Raw genomic sequence first — 18,995 nt, 5'->3', positions numbered from 1 at the left:
GCGCTACGGCCGGGTTCCGCGCGCACAGCGCGGGGATCCGGCCTTCGCCGCTTCCAACAGCTCCACCGCTTCGGTGGTGATGGCGGCGCCGCGATTGGCGGCGTAGAACGCGCGGATGCCGGCGTGCAGCGAATCGCTGCTGACCGTGCCGCGCACGCCGTGGGCCCACTCGCGGATCTCACGCGGCAGCTCCACGATGCAGCCCATGTCGTTCCCCTTGCCGTCCAGAAGCACGATCGTCGGCGTGGCGGTGCGTCCGTCGAGCGAGCGGTGGGTATCCTGCACCGGCCGGCCGTTCACGGGCAGCACGATGCGCAGGTCGAGCCCGGGCACCAGTTCCGACAGCTTGGCCAGATACGGCACGTTGTTCATCGAGTCGCCGCAGGCGTCGATGGCGACCACCAGCAGATGCCAAGTGCCCCCCACGGCCTTGGCGCGCGCCACAAGCGCATCGTCCACTCGCGCGCTGTCGGCCATCTTGAGCCACCCCTCACGGCGCGCCTTGGCAGCGGCGAGAAAATCCGGGAAGCTCTGCCCGCTGCCGAACAACGCGAGCAGGGTGCTGTCCGGCGCCGCCGCGCACCTCGGCGCACGAGCGGCCGCCGTAGCGGCACGCGCCGGAGTGGCCGCCAAGGTCATGACGGCCGCCGAGAGGCCAGCGATGACGCCGGCGCGAAGACGCGTATGGGACATCATGGGCGGTCGGGTGAGGGGGAGTCTGGGAATCGGGGCTTCGTACGCCCGTGCGCATCGGCCATTTTGCGCCCGATGCCACGGTAGAAGGCGGCGTCGAGCGGCTTTTCGTCGGCTTCGAGCGACAAGGCGCAGCGCTCGATCGCATACAGAAGATTGCCGAGGTAGAGCTCGGCAACCTCCCCAACCGACTCCTCAGGCATGCGAAACGGCAGGCTGCTCGCCCGTGGTCCCCGTGCTGCTCGTGCCGTGCACTTGGAGCACCTGGACCACGATTGCCGTGATGTTGTCGAGACCGCCACGGCGATTGGCTTCGGTGATCATCGCATCGACCATGCGGCCGGGCGTCTGCTTGGACTCGAGGATCTTCTTGAGCTGCGGATCCTCGACCATGCCGGTGAGGCCATCCGACGCGACCAGATAGAGATCGCCGTTGAGGATCTCGCCGTGCAGTACGTCGGCTTCGACCGCCGCATTGGCGCCTACGCAGCGGGTGATCACGTTGCTGTAGGGATGGTAGCGCGCCTGCTCCGGGGTAAGGAAACCGGCGTCGACCTGCTCCTGCACGTAGGAGTGGTCCTTGGTGAGCTGGCGCAGGGTGCCGTCGCGCAGGAGATACACGCGTGAATCGCCGATGTGGCCGATGACCCAGCGACCCTGACCGATCATGATGCAGGAGGCGGTGGTGCCCATGCCCTGCTTGTCGGCTTCCTGGATCGTGCGCTCGTAGATGGCCAGATTGGCGGCCCTGAGCGCATCCCCCACCCGCGCGAGCACCGCGCTGCCCGTCAAGTCGCGAACATCGGTGAGGTCGCGCGCCACGATTTGCACTGCCATCTCGCTGGCCACTTCGCCGGCGGCGTGCCCGCCCATGCCATCCGCAACGATAAAGAGCCCTCGCTCCTGATCGGCGTCCGCATAGAGGCTGTCTTCGTTGCCGGCCCGAATGCGCCCGACATCTGTGCCGGCGGCGACGGATAGCTGCACGTGGATAGGAAGAGGTCTGACCGAGAAGGACGAACGAGACAGGGAACGACGAAGCGAAGCTACCCGAGAGTCGCGTCGGTTGGCAAGCGTGTCGTCGAGCTCGCCGGTAGATCGGCGCCCTCCGCGGAAGGCGCCTCCTCTGGCAGAGAAGCCCGCTGATCGCCCGGGGCGAGCCCTTCCGGATCACCCACCTGCAAGCGGAAGAGCCGATCGTACAGCCCCCCACCGGCGAGCAGCTCGCGATGCGTGCCGCGCTCGACGACTTCGCCGTGGTGCAACACGAGGATCTCATCGGCATCGACGATCGTGCTCAGTCGGTGGGCGATCGCGATCGTGGTCCGGCCGCGCATGAGCTCCGAGACCGCCCGCTGGATCTCCGCCTCGATCTGCGAGTCGACGGCGCTGGTGGCTTCGTCGAGGATCAGCAAGGCCGGATCGGCCGCGACGGCACGGGCAAAGGCCAGCAGCTGCCGCTCTCCCACGCTGACCCCGCCACCACGTTCGGCCAGCTCGTGCTGCCAGCCCCCGGGGAGACGGGCGATCACCCGGTCGGCACCAACCCGGGCCGCGGCCGACGCCAGCGCAGCGTCGTCGAGGTCGGCGTCGAGCCGGAGATTGCCCGCCACGTCGCCAGCAAAGAGGAAAATGTCCTGCTGCACATACCCGATGACCGATCGGAGCACGTCCACCGGCAGTTCCCGGATGTCGACGCCATTCACCAGAATGCGACCGCGCTGGGGCTCGTAGAAGCGGAGTAGCAGGTTCACGATGGTCGTCTTTCCGGCACCCGTGTGCCCCACCAGGGCGATCTCCTGTCCCGGGGCGACGGTGAAGCTGACCCCTTTGAGCACCCAGCGGGCCTCGGCCGTCGGCGTGGGTCGACGGGCTTCGGCGGCACGCTGCGCCGGCGGCGCATGATCCTCGACTACGCCTTGCTCCTCACCGTAAGCAAACCAGACCTCCTCGAACACCACCGTGACCCCGGCCGATCGCAAGGCGCCGACGCGGGCCTCCCGATCGGGGGTCGATGCGACACCAGCCGCCACCGGCGTGTCGAGGAGACCGAAGATCCGCTCCGACGCGGCCATCGCCGCCTGCAAGATGTTGTACTTCTCGGACAGATCCTGCAGCGGTTGGAAGAAGCGGCGGACCAGCTGCAGGAAGGCGGCTACCGTTCCCACCGTAATGGCGCTGCTCCCCACCCGGAAGCCGGCCGCCACGAGCAGACTGGCCAAGGCGAACGTGGTGAGGAACTCGATGACCGGGAAATACAGGGCGTAGACCGTGATCGACTTCAGATGCGCGTCGAGGTGCGACTGGTTGAGCCGGTCGAACCGACCCAGTTCGTGCGCCTCCCGCCCGAACAGCTGGACGATGCGCATGCCACCGAGGCGCTCGCCGATGAAAGCGTTCAGGCGCGCCAGGCGGGTCCGGATATCGCGATAGGCCGTGCGCACCGAGTTCTGAAACAGCCGCGACGCGATCAGGACCAGCGGAATGACCACGAACGCCGCCACGGCCAGCCGCCAGTCCACGTACAGCATCACCACGCCGATCGCGAGCAACGTGAACAGGTCGCCCACCCCGGCCACGACGCCGGCGGTGAACAGCTCGTTGAGCGCTTCGACGTCGCTGGTGACCCGGGTGACCAGACGCCCCACCGGATTACGGTCGAAGTAGGCCACCGGCAGTCGCTGCAGCCGTTCGAACAGCTCCCGCCGCAGATCACGCATCACCCGCTGCCCGAGCAGCGAAGTGAACAGCGTCTCGCCGAAGGCCGCCCCGAACTGGGCCACGAGCAGGGCGGCGTAAAGGAGCGCCACCTGCACCACCAAGCCCGTGTCCCGGGCGGGCAGCGCGCGGTCGATGACCCAGCGGGTGAGCAGCGGTCCCACCAGCTGCATGCCGGACTGGAGGACAATGCAGGCCAACGCCACCACCACCAGCGGGCGATACGGGCGCACATACGCCAGCAACCGCCGCACGAGGCGCGCGTCGTACGCCTTGCCGAGCGCGTCGTCGTCGGTGGATGCCGTGGTGTTCGCGGAAGCGGCCATGAAGTGCGGAATCTAGCGGGCCGCCCCGATAGTTTTCACCGCATGAAGGATCGCATCCGCATTCGTGGCGCCCGCCAGCACAACCTGAAGGGCTTCGACCTCGACATTCCGCGTCGGGCCATCACGGTCGTGACCGGGGTATCGGGCTCCGGCAAGTCGTCGCTCGCCTTCGATACGATCTACGCCGAAGGGCAGCGGCGGTATGTGGAGTCGCTGTCGGCGTACGCGCGTCAGTTTCTGGAGCGGATGGAGAAGCCGGCGGTCGACTCGATCGAGGGGCTCTCACCCGCGGTCGCGATCGAACAGAAGAATCCCACGCGAACGTCGCGATCCACCGTGGGCACCGCGACCGAGATCTACGACTACTTACGGCTCCTCTGGGCGCGCGTGGGGCGGACGTACTGCCGGGTGTGCGGCCGCGAGCTGCGCCCCGATACGGTGCAATCGGTGACCGATGCGGTGATGGCACTTCCTGACGGCACGCGCTTCATGGTGGCGTGTCCGTTGATCCGCTCCACTGAAGTCACCCACGCCGTGATCGCCGAAAACCTGCGGGCGCGCGGCCTGGTACGCGTGGCCCTGGGGGAGCGCATTGTGCATCTGGACGAGGTGGACGCCGAAGGGCTCGACCTCGCGGCCGCTCGCGATGTGCTGATCGTGATCGACCGACTGCGCGTGGACTCGGCGGCGCGCGGGCGGATTGCCGACGCGGTGCAGACATCGTTCACGGAAGGCGACGGTGATGCCGTGCTGCTGTTCCCCGAGCCGGTGCTGCCCCCCGACGCATTGCGCGCGAGTACGGGGAACAAGCCTGTGTCGCGTCTGGCGTTTACCGAGCGCTTCGAGTGCCCCAACGACGGCACGCGCGCGCCCACGCCGTCGCCACAGCTGTTCTCGTTCAACAATCCCCGCGGCGCCTGCCCCACCTGCAACGGGTTCGGGGCCACGCTCGATTATGACGAGGCGCTGATCGTGCCGAATCAGGATCGATCGGTACGCGACGGTGCCATCGACCCGTGGACCGCCCCGCGCTACGAGAAACAGCGACGCACCGTGGTGGAGTTCGCGCGATCGCTTGGCGTGTCCCCCGACGCGGCGTGGAAAACGCTGCCAGCCAACGCGCGCGAACAGTTGCTGCGCTCCAAGTCGCGCGCGTATACCGGGATCTTTCCGTTTCTCGAGGCGCTCGAGGAAAAGAAGTACAAGCAGTACATCCGCATCTTCCTGCGGAAGTATCAGAGCGCGCGCACCTGCCGCGACTGTGGCGGCAGCAAACTGCAGCCCGACGCCATGGCGGTGCGCATTCAGGACCGCACGATCGCTGACGTCACGCAGATGCCGGTGCGCGATCTGCATACGTGGCTGGACACGCTGTCGCTGTCGCCCAGTGAAACGCAGATCGCCGAGGCCGTGTTGCGCGAAGCGCGCAGTCGTACGCGTTTCCTGTCGGATGTGGGGCTCACGTATCTCACCCTCGATCGCGCCACCCGCACGCTGTCGGGGGGGGAGGCACAGCGCATCACGCTGTCGAACGCCCTGGGGGCAGCGCTGGTCGATGCCACGTACGTGCTGGACGAGCCCAGCATCGGGTTGCATCCGCGCGACCTGGACAAGCTGCTATCGCTGCTCATGCGTCTTCGCGATCACGGCAACACGGTGATCATGGTGGAGCACGATCTCGAGGCGATGCGCATCGCCGACTACATGGTGGAGCTGGGACCGCACGCCGGCGAGCGTGGCGGCGAGGTGGTGTTCGCCGGACCGATCGCCGAGATCATGAACAGTCCGCTCACGGGGCAGTACCTCACCGGGGCGCGCACGATTCCTCTGCCGGCCAAGCGGCGGGCGGTGGGGCCGCGCTGGCTCGACCTCAAAGGCGCCAGCGCGAACAACGTGAACCACGTTGACGTCCGCTTTCCGCTGGGCGCGATGACCGTGGTGACGGGCGTCTCGGGATCAGGCAAGAGCACGCTGGTGCACGACATTCTGTTCCACGCCGTCGAAGCACGGCTGCACGGCGAGCACTCGGCCAAGGAACATCTGGGCGAGACCGTGGGCACCTTCACGTCGCTGTCGGGCGAAGAGTTTCTCGACGACGTGGTCTTGGTGGACCAGAGTCCGATCGGCAAGTCACCGCGGTCGAACCCGGTGACGTACGTGAAAGCCTACGACGAGGTGCGCAAGCTGTTTGCCGAGATGCCGCTGTCGAAGACGCGCGGGTACGGACCCGGGCACTTTTCGTTCAACGTGGCCGGCGGCCGGTGCGAGCAGTGCGAAGGCGCGGGGGCGATCGAGGTGGAGATGGTGTTCATGGCCGACGTGTTCGTGCCCTGCGATGCGTGTGGCGGCAAGCGCTTCAAGCCCGACGTGCTCGAGGTACGGGTGCGCGGCCGCAACATTGCCGACGTGCTCGAGTTCACCGTGGACGAAGCGATCAAGTTCTTCCCCCGCGAGGACAAGCTGGCGCAGGCACTGTGGCACGTTCAGCAGGTGGGGTTGGGGTACCTGCGTCTGGGGCAGCCGGCGACCACGCTCTCGGGCGGTGAGGCGCAGCGCTTGAAGATTGCCCGCGAGCTCGCCCTGACCGCCCGCGGCGGCGCCCGGAAGCTGTATGTGCTCGACGAGCCCACCACCGGCCTGCACCTCGAGGATATCCGGAAGCTGGCACAGGTGTTCGAGCGGCTGCTGGACCAGGGGCACACGCTGGTGCTGATCGAACACAACCTCGACGTGATCAAGCTGGCCGATTGGATCGTGGATATGGGCCCCGACGGCGGCGACGGCGGCGGGCACCTGGTGGCGATGGGCCGACCGGAAGAGATCGTCAAGGTGGCGGCGTCGCACACCGGGCGATGGCTCCAGACGGTGCTTCCCGCTTGACTCAGTCGGGTGGGACGACGATACTATGAGGCTCTCGCATGGCCGTTCGCGGCGGTGTGAGACGGCGGCGACGGCCGTCGATATTCCCGGGTAGCTCAGCCAGGTAGAGCAGGTGACTGTTAATCACCCTGTCGGGGGTTCGAGTCCCTCCCCGGGAGCTGAACACGAGGTCTGCAGCAGGAAAGGTCACCGCCAACGCGGTGGCCTTTTTTGTGGTCCGTCACCCGTCGGGCGATCGCCAAATGGTGGTCGCCCTTCGTGCATATGAGCGATACTTCAGTATGGCCAACGACATCCCTGCCGGCATCCGCATCATCCGCGGCGCCAACCGCACCCTCGGCCGGGTCGCGCCGTCGCTGGCCTCCCGGCTGTGCCGACGGATCTTTTCGACACCGCGCAAATTCACGCCGCGCGAATGGGAACGGCCGTTCGAGGCAACTGCCCGGCGCGAGCGCCTGCCCGGCGGCCTGTCGGTGCTGCGGGCCGGCGAGGGCCCCGCGGTGGCCCTGATCCACGGTTGGGAGGGACGGGCCACGCAGTTCGCCGCCATGGCCCCTGCCCTGCTCGCGCGGGGATTCAGCGTGATCGCCATCGACGCCCCCGGACATGGCCAGTCGCGGGGGCGAGAATCCGATCCCTATCGGTTTGCCGAGTCGCTGATTCAGGTCAGTGCACGGTTCGGCCCCCTGCACGCCGCAGTTGGCCACTCCATGGGTGGCGGCAGCATCGCACTGGCCCTCGCGTCGGGGCTGGCGGTGACGCGGGCGGTACTCATCGCCAGTCCCTCGTCACTGCACGACGTGTTGCACCGGTTCTCGGCCGAGATGCACCTGCCGCCCAAGGCGGCCGATCACTTCGTACGCGATGCCCGACGGCGCATCGCCGCCCGCGGCTATCGCGTGGAGGACATCGAGGGCGTCTTGCGGACCGTCACCATACCGGCCCTGGTGGTCCACGCGCGCGACGACAAGGAGGTCCCGTTCGCCGACGCGGTGCGGATCGCGGGATTCTGGCCCGGCGCCACCCTGCAACCGGTGGAGCAGGTGGGGCATCGACGGATTCTGCGCGACCCGATCACGATTGACGCCGTCACCGCGTATCTCGCGGCCGATCACGCGGCCGACGGCACTACCGGAAACTGATCACCTGCACCGCGTCGCCCACCCGGATCCCCCCGGGCGCGCGATGCGTGGTGTTCATGCCGAAGATCACGCCGCCGTCGGCACGGCGATACTGCGCGAACGTGCGCAGCGGCTCGTGGCCACTCTCGGCGGAGTCGGGATCGACGGTGGTGAGCACACAGCGGGTACACGCCGACCCCACGCTCAGCGCCACGTCGCCGATGCGGAGATCGCGCCACGTGTCTTCGTCGTGTGGCTGTGTTCCGGCAACGAGCACGTTGGCGCGAAACCGTCGCGGGTCCATGACATCGGCATGACCGCTCTCCAACAAACGCGCGTTCAAGGCATCGACGCTGGCCAGCCCAATCAAAAGCAACGGGGCACCATCGGTCATGGCCACGTAGCGAGACTGCGGGTCGATCGACCCGGCGAAGCGCGGCGCGAGCGGTCGGCGGTCCACGTCGGCGAGTCGCAGGAGCCGGCAGGCGCGACCGACGGCCGCTGAGCACCACGCGGCCGCGACGTCGCCCGCGTCGTGCGCCGCGACGTCGTCGTCCCACACCCGCACCGAGCGCGTGGGCGCCGTGCGATTCACCAACGCCATCGGCACGTCGAGCGGCGGCAGTCCGGGCGCCGTGAGCCGGATGCCGCCGTCGCGGTCGTCCGACAGAAAGGACGGGCGGATGAGCACCAGGCGGTGCGTCTCGCGCGCTGTAATCATGTCGCCGTTCGCGCTGGCGTTCGCCTCCGCGAGCACCCAGCGCCGGTCCCCCACGGCGCCGCGCTCGTCGAGCGTGATCTCGTCCACCCGAATGCCCGCCGCCGACTTGAGCGGATGGACGAATAGCGCCGCGATGCGCGCGGTGCTGGAGGTGGCGGAAGCGACGTCCATGCTCACGACGCGCGCGGAGGCTGCGGCACGGAACGACGCGCGTTCCAGTACAGATAGACCGGCACGCCGAGCGCGAGCAGGCCGGCGCCGCGGGCGGCATTGCCGGGGTTCGAGATGATCGAGCCCACCACGACATAGATCGCGGCGGCGATGAAGAGCAGCGTGGTATACGGATGCCCGGGGGCGTGCACGCGCGCGTCCACACCGCGGCGCGCGTCGCGGGTACGCAGCACGAACAGGGTGGCCGCGGTGGAACCGAAGAAGATCCAGTCGGCGAACACCACGTAGTCCAGCAGCTGGCCATACGTGCCCGTGAGCAGCAGCGCCAAGGCCACGGCCCCCTGCGCCACCAGCGCCACGACGGGCGTGCGTGTTTTGGGATGTAGCGCGGCCATGCGCTGAAAGAACAGCCCGTCAGCGGCCATAGCCTGGTACACGCGCGCCGACATGAGAATCACCATGCCGAGGAAGCCGATCGTGGACGCGACGATGCCGCAGGCGATGAGCGTGCGTCCGGCCGGACCGAGGTAGACGAACATCGTGTCGGCGGCAGGCGCACTGCTGGCGGCCAGCCCCGCGACGCCGAGAGCGCGCAGGTAGGCGAGGTTCACCAGCAGGTACGTGGCCGCCACGATCAGCACCCCGAGGATCAGCGCCCGCGGCAACGTACGCGCGGGGTCGCGCAGCTCCTCGGCCACGGCATTCGTTTGCTGCCACCCGCCGAACGAAAAGAGCACCGGCACCAACGCCGCCCCCATCGCGACGACCGTGGCCGTGATGCCCTGCGGCGGGACCAGCGGCGCAGCCGCGACCGATGGCAAGGCATTCGCCGGGGACATGAGCAACGCCGCGACCACCAGAATCGCGATGGCCGACAGCTTGAGCACGGTCAGCACGTTACCAGTGGCGGCGCCGATGCTCACGCCGAGCACGTTGAGCAGTGTGAGGATGACGATGAGGGCGATCGCGATCGCCCGCGCACTTTCTGGCGCGAGGCCGAGCAGTGTGGCCAGGTAGCTGGCCCCGGTCATGGCCACGGCGGCGATGGCTCCGGTGGCCATAATGAGGAACAACGCCCACCCGTATAGAAACGCCGGCAACGTTCCGAAGGCCTCACGCAGGTACACATACGTCCCCCCCGCCTGCGGACGACGGGCCCCCAGTTCGGCGTACACGAAGCCGCCAATGATGGCCACCACGGCGCCGATGCCCCACGCGGCAAGGGTGAGCGGGGCAGTACCGACCCGCTGCGCCACCACCGACGGGGACAGGAAGATGCCGGAGCCGATGATGCCGCCGACCACCAGCATGGTCCCGGAGAAGAGGCCGAGGCGGGGGGCGTACCCGACTGGCTGGGGGGCGTGGATATCCATGGCGCCAAAGTGGCTTGTGTACATTTCCAGCGCTACCAGTGCCCTCTCCCCGACTTTCCGAACCATGACTCTGCGGTATCGCGTCGGTTCCCTCACGGCAGCCTGCCTGCTGGCGCTCGGAACCATCGTGGGAGTCGCCTCGGCCCAGAAGGCGCCGGCGATTCCCTACGAGAAGTTCACGCTGCCCAATGGGCTCGAGGTGATCCTGCACGTGGATCGCTCGGTCCCCATCGTGGCGGTCGAAAACTTTTATAAGGTCGGCTCCGGCGACGAAAAGCGCGGCCGCACCGGCTTCGCGCACCTGTTCGAACACGTGATGTTCATGGGTTCGCAGAACGTCCCCGTGGGCAAGTTTGACGAATGGCTCGAAGCGGCCGGCGCCAGCAACAACGGCTCCACCAACTTCGACCGTACGAACTACTACGAAACCGGACCGTCGAATGCGCTGCCGCTCATGCTGTGGCTGGACGCCGATCGCATGGGCTGGCTCCTGCCCACCATGGACAAGGAGAAGCTCGATCTGCAGCGCGACGTCGTGAAGAACGAGCGTCGCCAGAGCTACGACAACGTGCCGTACGGACGCGCCTACGAGACGATCCTGCCGGTGATATTCCCGTCGAATCATCCGTACTCGTGGCCCGTGATCGGATCGCTGGCCGACCTGAGCGCCGCGTCGGTGACCGACGTGAGTGACTTCTTCCGGCAGTACTACGCGCCGAACAACGCCACCATCACCATCGCTGGCGACTTCAATGTCGACTCGGCGAAGACCTGGGTGCGCACGTACTTCGGCCACATTCCCCGCAATGCCGACATCGCGCGTCCGACCGTGCCCGCCGTGGCGCTCAAGAAGGACACGGTGATGATGATGGAAGACCGCGTCCAGCTGCCGCGCGCGTACTACGTGTGGCACAGCGTGCCGGCGTTCAGCCCCGACGACGCTGCTCTCGATGCGCTCACCGACATCATTGCCGGCGGCAAGAGCTCGCGCCTGTACCGCACACTCGTGTACGAAAAGCAGATCGCGCAGGACGTGAGCATGGGCAACAGCTCGAGCAAGCTCGATGGCATGATCATGCTGACGGCTACCGCGAAACCGGGCGTCCACCCGCGCGAGCTCGACGCAGAAATAGCGAAGGCGATCGCCGACGTGGCCGAGCGTGGCGTGACCGAACGCGAGTTGGTGCGCGTGAAGAACGGCATGCGCGCCAGCACGATCGACCGCTTGTCGAGCGTGCTCGGGAAGGCGACGCAGCTCAGCTACTACAATTACTTCACGGGCACGCCCGATTACATGGCCAAGGATCTCGCACGCTACGAATCGCTCACGCTGGCGGACATTCAGCGGGTGGCGACGCGGTATGTCGCCGGCCAGCCGAAGATCGTGCTGACCGTGGTGCCCGAAGGCAAGAAGGACCTCGCGCTGACCGCAGGAGATCTCCGCTGATGCGCCGCACATTTTTGCTTCTCGCGTCGATGGCGTCGGCGCCGGTGATGCTGCCCGCGCAAGCCTCCGCGCCGCAAGCGGCATCGCCCACGCCGCCCAAGCTGGCCGCGCCCAAGGCGCTCACGCTGCCAACCATCACGGAGCGCGTGCTGCCGAATGGCCTCAAGCTCGTGATCGTCGAGCAGCATGAGATTCCGGTGGTGGACGCCTCGCTGGTGATTCGCACCGGTGCCGAGGCCGACCCCAAGGGGAAGGCCGGGCTGGCCACGCTCACGGCGAACCTGCTCGATGAGGGCGCCGGCACGCGCGATGCGCTCGGCCTCGCCGAGCAGATCGGTTTTCTCGCGATCGGCCTGCGCACAAGCGCCGGCTTCGAGCAGAGCACCGTGGCCATGCACTCCACCACGGCCACGCTCGACAGCGCGATGGGGCTGATGGCCGACGTGGTGCTGCGTCCCACCTTTCCCGAGAAGGAGTTCCTCCGTCTCAAGAGTGAGCGCACCACCGGCCTGCTGCAGGAGCAGGATCGCGGACCGGCCATGGCCGACCGCGCCTTTGCGGCGCTGGTGTACGGCGAAGCGCATCCCTACGGCCAGAGCACCATCGGCACCAAGGAGAGCACCGAGAGCCTCACGCGCGACGATGTGCAGGCGTTCTGGAAGTCGTGGTATCGCCCGAACAATGCGACGTTGGTAATCGTGGGCGATCTGTCGGTGGCCGACGCCGAAGCACTGGCCCGTCGCGCCTTCGGCGCGTGGACGCGCGCCACACTCCCCGTGCTGGCGGCCACGCCGGCGCCGGCCAGCGCGGGCGGCAAGCCGACCACCATCTACATCGTGGATAAGCCCAAGGCCGCGCAGTCCAGCTTCCGCCTGGGCGGGCTGGGCGTCGCCCGCAGCACCCCCGACTACTACCCGCTGATGGTCGTCAACACGGTGCTGGGGGGGTCGTTCACCTCGCGACTGAACAACACCCTGCGGGAGAAGAAGGGCTACACCTACGGCGCCGGCTCGAGCTTCACGATGCGCCGGGCGGCCGGTCCGTTCCGCGCGAATGCCGAAGTGGTGTCGGCGAAAACGGATTCGGCGCTCATCGAGTTCATGCGCGAGCTCAAGGCCATCCGCGAGCCCCTACCCGCCGACGAACTGGCCAAAGCGAAGCGCTACTTGCAGCTTGGCTATGCGGAAAACTTCGAGTCCACCGGCGACATCGCGGCGCAGTTGTCGCAGTTGATTCCCTACGGCCTGCCACTGACCACGCTCGGCGCGTTCAACGCGGGCATCGGCTCCGTCACCGTGCAGTCGGCGCGGCGTGTGGCCACCAAATACCTCGACCCCACGAAGATGACCATTGTAATCACGGGCGATCGTACCACGATCGAACCCACCCTCAAGGCGACCGGCATCGCACCGGTAGACGTGCGCGATTCACGTGGTCGTCCGGTGATCACGCCGTGATGCGCCGCCTGACCACGTCGCTCGTGTTCGCCGCCGGTGTGCTGGCGGCGGGCGCCTGCCATCGTGCGCCGCCGCGCGCCATGCCCGCGCCGAACCCGGCCAACATGCTCGTGACCACCGCCTGGGTGGCCGAACACCAGAACGATCGCGACCTCGTGATGCTGCACGTGGGCACCAAGGCACAGTACGACAGCGGGCACATGGTGGGCGCGCGGCACACCACGCTCGATGAAGTGGCGTTGCCGACCGTACCCGGCGGCCTTACCCTGCAGCTGGCCGGCGCTGAACAGCTCACGGCATGGGCCGTGCGCAACGGCATCGGCGATCGCACGCGCGTGATCGTGATCCCGCACGACGGCGCGCTGCAATCGGCCACGCGCGTGTTCATCACGCTCGCCTATCTGGGCGCGATGGACCGCATCTCGCTGATGAACGGCGGCTACCAGGCGTGGAAGAGCGAATCCCGCGCGGTGACCACGGCGCCGGCGCCGGCCGCGGCATCCGTGACGTTCACGCCGAAGCTCCGCCCGGACATCATCGCCACCATCGCGCAGGTGGAAGCGGCCACCAAGGACGGCACGCGGCACATTGTGGATGCGCGCCTCACGCGATTCTACAATGGTGACGGCGGCGGCTATCCGCGTCCGGGGCACATCCCGACGGCGGTGAACGTGCCGTTGTCGAGCGTGAGCACCAACGGCTATCTGAAGTCGATCGGCGAGTTGAAGACGCTGTTCGCCGAGGCGGGCGTGGACCAGAGCAAGCCGGTGATCACGTATTGCCACATCGGGCAGCAGGCCACGCTGTTGTGGTTTGTGGCGACGATGCTGGGGCACGATGCGCGGATGTTCGACGGCTCGTTCCAGGAGTGGAGCGGCACGCCCCGCTTGCCGGTGGTGGGTCCACCGGGGAAGTAGGTCAGGACGGATCGAGCGACGTGGTCGACACGGGAAGGTCGACCACGTCGTGCAGATCGAGCTTCGTCACATCGACCGCGGCGCGCCCGTCAGCGCGCGTCGTATCCAGGATGTTCCGGAACTTCGCGCCCCACACGATTTCGTCGCTGCTGTACGACCGCCGTGACGAGACCCGCGTCGCGAATGTTTCGTCGGTGCCGTGCATGAGTACGAGGATCTCCACCTCGCGCGCCTCCGCGTCGCTGGCCGTCATCCCCCACAGCGGGCTGCCCGCGGTGATCGGGTGGACCAACGTCCACGTGGTGGGCAGGAAGCTGACCGCGCGCCGGTCGAGCGGCAGCGGATAGTAGCTGCGACCGCCTCCGGCGCCCGCATCCCGCATCGTCACCGTCACCTGCGCTTCCAGCTCGATCAACTCGTTCCGGCGGCGGTTGGCGATGCGAAACATGAGCGCCGTGCCACCGTTGAACGGAGCGATCACCGCCACTGAGCTGAACTGCAGGGCCATGGTGGGACGCGCGAATCGCGCGAACAGCAGCCCCGTGATGAGCGCTTGCGCCATGAGTCCAATCAGCGCCTCGACCGTCACGAGGAGATTACCGGCCATGCCGTTGGCGACGATTGTGCCGTAGCCGATCGTAGCGAACGTCTGCACGCTGAAAAAGAACGCGCGCCAGAAGCGGCCGCCGAAGTGATCGACCGGCGCCCCGGTCAGCCCGTCGTTGCCGAGGAGCACGAAGAGCACGGCGAAGAGCAGATTGATGCCAACGTAGACCAGCACCGTCCACGCCAGGAAGCGTCCCCACGACACCGTCAGCGCATCGTGATAGAGGCTTCCTCCCTGCGACCACGAGAGGCCTTCCCGCCGGACGTTGAACGTGCCGTCGGCATTCAGCATACGTTGACCGCGCCTCTCGGACAGGGCGCGCCCGAGACCCAGGTCGCCCTTGTCTTCGCGAGGCGTTGGGGGAGGTGTCGTGGACATCAGCGGAAAATAGCGCGGCCGGTCGCTATCGTACGCCGATGACGACTTTCCCCTTTCCGCCGGAGCGGCCGTGAATCTGACTCGCGTGAACGTGCCGGCGCTGGTCGCCCTGTGGGCGCGCCTCGTGGACGACGCGGCGCGCACCGGGACCGTGAAGGACATGGCCGAACTGGGCATGGTGCGCCATGAAATTGCCCAGCGGCTACGGGTGCGCCCCGCCAGCGCGGAAACGCGCGATCTGCTGAAGGAGTTCGACGAGGCCTTTCGCGCGCTCACGACGGCAACGACCGAATGCGTTCACGGCACCGATCGTGCGACAACCGAGGGATGGACGGCCACGCGCGAGTGGTATTTCTGGCGCGCGGCGCGGCCATGAGCACACCAAACGACGTCAGTCCTGTTCGGGTGGCCCCGGGATGTCGAGTGCCAGCCCCATCCCGCCACGGGCGTCCGGGGCCGATGCGGGGGGCGCGCCGTCGCGGACGGTGGGGCTCCGGCCGCGCGGGCGCGTGAAACGCGGGCCCGGCCGGGTTGGAAGGCGTCACCTGCGCGCGTAACTTTCACGCGCTGCGTGGCCCCGTGTGGGCTGCCGATTCCCCTGACGGAGTGCACGTGACCGCTGCTGCCGACAGCTCGATCGCTGCCGCGACCACGCCACTGATCGGTGTGGTCATGGGTAGCGCGAGCGATTTCGACACGCTCGCCCCGGCTTGCGAGATTCTCGCCGAGCTCGGCATCCCCTACGAGGCGCGCGTGGTCTCGGCGCATCGCACCCCTGACTGGCTGTTCGAGTACGCGGAAACGGCGTTCCCGCGCGGACTGCGGGTAATCATCGCTGGTGCCGGTGGCGCAGCGCACTTGCCGGGGATGCTCGCCGCCAAGACGCTGGTGCCCGTGCTGGGCGTGCCGGTGGTCGCGACGCCGCTCAACGGCATGGATGCGCTGCTGAGCATCGTGCAGATGCCGGCCGGTGTGCCGGTCGCCACCTTCGCCATCGGGAAGCCCGGCGCGGCGAATGCGGCCCTGTTCGCCGCGCAGCTGCTCGCGGCCACCGATGCTCCGCTTCGCGAGAAGCTGGCGGCGCGGCGGAGCAGCAAGGCCATCGACGCACTCGCCCGACCGCTGGCCGCACCAAACGCGATTCTGGCGAGCGACTTTATCCCGTCCGCCACGTGACACCGATTCTTCCCGGAGCCACCATCGGTTTTCTCGGTGGCGGACAGTTGGGGCGCATGACCGCGTTCGCGGCGCGCGCCATGGGCTACGACATTCAGGTGCTCGATCCCGACGCCACCTGCGCGTCGCGCGCCGTGGCCTCGCGCACGATCACGGCGCCGTTTGATGACGTCGCCGCGGCCGTCGACCTGGCGAAGGGGTGCGATGTGGTGACGCTCGAAATCGAGCAGATCCATCCCGATGTCCTCGACGCGGTCGCGGCGCACACCGAACTCCGTCCAGGTCGTGCGCCGGTGTACATCATCCAGGATCGCATCCGCCAGAAGCAGTGGCTTCAGGCGCAGGGCTTTCCACTCGGGGCGTTCGTCGCCGCCGCGTCGGCTCACGACGTGGAGTTCGCTGTGCGCACGCACGGGGCCTGCATCGCCAAGTCCACGCACGGCGGGTACGACGGGCGTGGCCAGGTGCGCCTGCATGAGCCGGAGCAGGCTGCGGGCGCGTGGGACGCACTCGGCGGCCGTACCTGTCTTGTCGAGAAGATGGTCTCAATCGACTACGAGATCTCCGTCATGGTGGCGCGTCGTCCGGGGGGCGAGCTGGCGGTGTATCCGCCGTCGCGTAACCACCACACGAGCGGCATTCTCACGTGGGCGGTGGTGCCGGCGATGATCTCACCAGCGATGTCGGACAAGGCGCAGGCGCTGGCATCGGCCATCGCCGACCGCATCGGGATCGTGGGGCTGCTGGCCGTCGAGTGTTTCGTGACAACGGACGGCGAACTGCTGGTCAACGAACTCGCGCCGCGTCCGCACAATACGTATCACCACAGTGAACGCGGCCTTGCCACCAGCCAGTTCGAACAGCTGGTGCGCGCGGTGTGCGATCTCCCGTTGGGCAGCACCGCGGTGCACGCCCCATCGGCGATCGTGAACCTGCTGGGCGAAGTGTGGCTGCAGCACGAGCCGCCGCACATCACGCAGGCCCTCGACGTGCCCGGCACGCGATTGCATTTGTATGGCAAGGCCGGCGCGCGCGGCGGCCGGAAGATGGGGCACCTCTCCGCCGTCGGCGAGAGCGCCCAACAGGCGCTCGGGCGCGTGCTCGAGAGCTATCGGCGACTGTCGCCGGCCACGATAGCGAGCTTCGATGTGCACGAACCCGTGCTCGCTCGCTCCACCAACTGACGCGACGCATGTTTCCACGCGATTTCTACGAAATTCTGCACATCATCGGCATCGCCATGCTCTTCGTCGCGATTGGCGGCGTCGCAACACATGCAGCCAACGGCGGCACCAAGACCGCCAGCTCGACGCGCCCACTGGTCAGTTCCATTCATGGCATTGGGGCGTTTCTCATTTTGTTAGGCGGCTTCGGCATGCTGGCCCGACTCGGCTTCATGCACGGCGCCAACTTCCCAGGCTGGCTCTGGGTCAAGATCATCGTCTGGGTGATTCTCAGTGCCGTGGTGCTGCTGCCGTACCGTTGGCCCGCGCTCGCCAAGCCGTTTCTGCTCGCCCTCCCGCTGCTGGCGGGGCTCGCGGTGTACATGGCGCTCTACAAGCCCTTCTGATTCGCGCAGAACCTGTAGTCTTCCTGTCGCCACGGCGGGTGCCCTCGTGAACATTCTCGTGCTCAACGTCGGCTCGGCGACGCTCAAGTTCCAGGTCGTCGTGACCGACGCCGAGCGGATCGCCACCGATCGCGACGAACGACTGATCCGGGGACAGATCGAACGGATCGGCGGCGAGTCCATCATCACCATCCGCGGCGCCGATGGCGCGTCGCGTCGACACACAGCGCCCTTGCGCGATCTGCGGGCGGCGGTGGAGTGGCTGGTCGGATTCGTGTCCTCCGACGAGAGCGGCACCGGACTCACGAGCCGCGGGGAGCTGCACGCGGTAGGCCATCGCGTGGTGCACGGCGGCGAGCGATTCCGCCGCAGCGTCGCCATCGATAGCGGCGTGCTGCACGGCATCGAGGAGACCATCGAACTTGCGCCGCTGCACAACCCACACAATCTCCGTGGCATCGAGGCCGCCCGCGCCGCCCTCGGCAGCGGCGTGCCGCAGGTGGCCGTGTTCGACACCGCGTTCCACCACACGCTGCCCGAGCACGCGTTCCTGTACGCGATTCCGTATCCGCTCTATCGGCGGCACAAGGTGCGCCGCTACGGCTTTCATGGCACATCGCATCGCTCCATCGCGCATCGCTGGCGGACGCTCACGGCTCGCGACCGCGCCGATGTGCGCATCGTCACCCTGCATCTCGGCAACGGCTGCTCGGCCTGCGCGATCAGGGGAGGCGAATCGATCGACACCAGCATGGGCTTTACACCGCTCGAAGGCCTCGTGATGGGCACACGGTCGGGCGACATCGACGCTGCGCTGCTGGATTACATCGCGGCCAAGGAAGGCCTCACCCTGCCGCAGGTCGAGGCGCTGCTGAACAACCAGTCGGGACTGCTCGGCATTTCCGGGCTCACAAACGACATGCGCGACTTGCTGGCGGAAGCGCACGAGAATCAGGACCGTCGCGCCACCCTGGCCATTGAGATCTTCTGCTATCGAGCGCGCAAGTACGTGGGCGCGTATCTCGCCGCACTCGGCGGTGCCGATGCCATCGTGTTCGCGGGCGGGATCGGGGAGAACTCGCCCGAGATCCGCCGACGGATTTGCGATGGGCTCCAGTGGGCCGGGGTGCACGTCGACGAGACCGCCAACGACGCGCTGGTCGATGGCAAGGAGGGACGCTTCTCCACCGAGGCGTCGTCGCTCGCGGCGTGGGTCGTCCCCACCGACGAGGAGTTGTTGATCGCTCGCGATACGTTCCGCGTTATCTCCGGTATTGAGCCGACCTGAGGTATCCCGGTCGCGAGGGGTTGCAGATTTCACGACAGCAGATGATACTGGTTTGTGCGCGGCGGTTTCCCCGATTTGACGGGCCGCGTACGCAGTGCCTGTGGCACTGACTATCCGTCTAAGTCGAGGTCCTGACGGCCTGCGACGAGAAA

General features: G+C 67.5%; 17 protein-coding genes and 1 tRNA gene. 11 read left to right on the top strand and 7 right to left on the bottom strand.

The features are described from left to right. Window positions 1-3: 3 nt before the first annotated feature. The 4 genes from ACIRA7_RS00145 to ACIRA7_RS00130 are packed head-to-tail and all read right to left on the bottom strand — an operon-like array spanning window position 4 to window position 3,737. Window positions 4-696: a thioredoxin family protein gene (locus ACIRA7_RS00145; protein WP_396218760.1), complete on the bottom strand. Its 693-nt coding sequence runs from the start codon at window positions 694-696 to the stop codon at window positions 4-6. Further along, window positions 693-896, bottom strand: coding sequence for a hypothetical protein (locus ACIRA7_RS00140; protein WP_396218759.1), 204 nt, complete (start codon window positions 894-896; stop codon window positions 693-695). Before ACIRA7_RS00140 ends, ACIRA7_RS00145 begins: the two co-directional genes overlap by 4 nt. Then, entirely contained in the window at window positions 889-1,680 is a 792-nt protein-coding gene (locus tag ACIRA7_RS00135; protein ID WP_396218758.1) for a Stp1/IreP family PP2C-type Ser/Thr phosphatase, read from the bottom strand. The genes ACIRA7_RS00140 and ACIRA7_RS00135 overlap by 8 nt, the downstream gene beginning before the upstream one ends. 59 nt (window positions 1,681-1,739) lie before the next feature. Further along, complete coding sequence (locus tag ACIRA7_RS00130) at window positions 1,740-3,737, bottom strand: ABC transporter ATP-binding protein (protein WP_396218757.1); 1,998 nt, start codon at window positions 3,735-3,737, stop codon at window positions 1,740-1,742. Window positions 3,738-3,779: 42 nt separating this feature from the next. Here ACIRA7_RS00130 and uvrA point away from each other — a divergent pair, with 42 nt between their 5' ends. The 3 genes from uvrA to ACIRA7_RS00115 all read left to right on the top strand — a co-directional run bounded on the left by uvrA (window position 3,780) and on the right by ACIRA7_RS00115 (window position 7,759). Further along, complete coding sequence (uvrA, locus tag ACIRA7_RS00125; protein WP_396218756.1) at window positions 3,780-6,617, top strand: excinuclease ABC subunit UvrA; 2,838 nt, start codon at window positions 3,780-3,782, stop codon at window positions 6,615-6,617. Window positions 6,618-6,701: 84 nt separating this feature from the next. Next, window positions 6,702-6,775: transfer RNA gene (locus ACIRA7_RS00120), tRNA-Asn, on the top strand. A 123-nt stretch (window positions 6,776-6,898) separates the two neighbouring features. Then, complete coding sequence (locus ACIRA7_RS00115; RefSeq protein WP_396218755.1) at window positions 6,899-7,759, top strand: alpha/beta fold hydrolase; 861 nt, start codon at window positions 6,899-6,901, stop codon at window positions 7,757-7,759. On the opposite strand, the gene ACIRA7_RS00110 is transcribed toward ACIRA7_RS00115, so the two are convergent. Both ACIRA7_RS00110 and ACIRA7_RS00105 read right to left on the bottom strand, forming a co-directional pair. Then, window positions 7,746-8,630: an MOSC domain-containing protein gene (locus tag ACIRA7_RS00110; RefSeq protein ID WP_396218754.1), complete on the bottom strand. Its 885-nt coding sequence runs from the start codon at window positions 8,628-8,630 to the stop codon at window positions 7,746-7,748. The two genes, ACIRA7_RS00115 and ACIRA7_RS00110, sit on opposite strands and share 14 nt — an antisense overlap. 2 nt (window positions 8,631-8,632) lie before the next feature. Further along, on the bottom strand, window positions 8,633-10,003 hold the full coding sequence (locus ACIRA7_RS00105) for an APC family permease (protein ID WP_396218753.1): 1,371 nt from the start codon (window positions 10,001-10,003) through the stop codon (window positions 8,633-8,635). Window positions 10,004-10,067: 64 nt separating this feature from the next. Between ACIRA7_RS00105 and ACIRA7_RS00100 the strand changes: the two genes are divergently transcribed. From ACIRA7_RS00100 to ACIRA7_RS00090, 3 genes are read left to right on the top strand one after another with little or no spacing between them, the layout of a single operon-like run. Then, complete coding sequence (locus tag ACIRA7_RS00100; RefSeq protein ID WP_396218752.1) at window positions 10,068-11,450, top strand: M16 family metallopeptidase; 1,383 nt, start codon at window positions 10,068-10,070, stop codon at window positions 11,448-11,450. Beyond that, entirely contained in the window at window positions 11,450-12,907 is a 1,458-nt protein-coding gene (locus ACIRA7_RS00095; RefSeq protein ID WP_396218751.1) for a M16 family metallopeptidase, read from the top strand. The genes ACIRA7_RS00100 and ACIRA7_RS00095 overlap by 1 nt, the downstream gene beginning before the upstream one ends. Further along, window positions 12,907-13,824: a sulfurtransferase gene (locus ACIRA7_RS00090; RefSeq protein WP_396218802.1), complete on the top strand. Its 918-nt coding sequence runs from the start codon at window positions 12,907-12,909 to the stop codon at window positions 13,822-13,824. Before ACIRA7_RS00095 ends, ACIRA7_RS00090 begins: the two co-directional genes overlap by 1 nt. A 1-nt stretch (window position 13,825) precedes the next feature. Here ACIRA7_RS00090 and ACIRA7_RS00085 read toward each other — a convergent pair whose 3' ends face one another. Then, complete coding sequence (locus ACIRA7_RS00085; RefSeq protein WP_396218750.1) at window positions 13,826-14,809, bottom strand: ion channel; 984 nt, start codon at window positions 14,807-14,809, stop codon at window positions 13,826-13,828. Between the two features lie 70 nt (window positions 14,810-14,879). Here ACIRA7_RS00085 and ACIRA7_RS00080 point away from each other — a divergent pair, with 70 nt between their 5' ends. The 5 genes from ACIRA7_RS00080 (at window position 14,880) to ACIRA7_RS00060 (ending at window position 18,843) form a co-directional block, all read left to right on the top strand. Further along, on the top strand, window positions 14,880-15,185 hold the full coding sequence (locus ACIRA7_RS00080) for a hypothetical protein (RefSeq protein WP_396218749.1): 306 nt from the start codon (window positions 14,880-14,882) through the stop codon (window positions 15,183-15,185). 296 nt (window positions 15,186-15,481) lie between these two features. Beyond that, window positions 15,482-15,985 carry a 5-(carboxyamino)imidazole ribonucleotide mutase gene (purE, locus tag ACIRA7_RS00075; protein WP_396218801.1) on the top strand — a complete coding sequence of 168 codons (504 nt, stop codon included), beginning with the start codon at window positions 15,482-15,484 and terminating at the stop codon, window positions 15,983-15,985. Continuing rightward, window positions 15,982-17,169, top strand: coding sequence for a 5-(carboxyamino)imidazole ribonucleotide synthase (gene purK / locus ACIRA7_RS00070; protein ID WP_396218748.1), 1,188 nt, complete (start codon window positions 15,982-15,984; stop codon window positions 17,167-17,169). The genes purE and purK overlap by 4 nt, the downstream gene beginning before the upstream one ends. An 8-nt stretch (window positions 17,170-17,177) precedes the next feature. Continuing rightward, window positions 17,178-17,555 (top strand): hypothetical protein, encoded by a 378-nt coding sequence (locus tag ACIRA7_RS00065; RefSeq protein WP_396218747.1) that lies wholly within the window; start codon window positions 17,178-17,180, stop codon window positions 17,553-17,555. A 46-nt stretch (window positions 17,556-17,601) separates the two neighbouring features. Continuing rightward, on the top strand, window positions 17,602-18,843 hold the full coding sequence (locus tag ACIRA7_RS00060; RefSeq protein ID WP_396218746.1) for an acetate/propionate family kinase: 1,242 nt from the start codon (window positions 17,602-17,604) through the stop codon (window positions 18,841-18,843). Window positions 18,844-18,995 lie beyond the last annotated feature (152 nt).

The organism is Gemmatimonas sp. (genome assembly GCF_044376735.1).
Lineage (GTDB): Bacteria > Gemmatimonadota > Gemmatimonadetes > Gemmatimonadales > Gemmatimonadaceae > Gemmatimonas.
The sequence above is the reverse complement of the archived record's forward strand: the minus strand, read 5'-3'. Positions and strand labels throughout refer to the sequence as shown.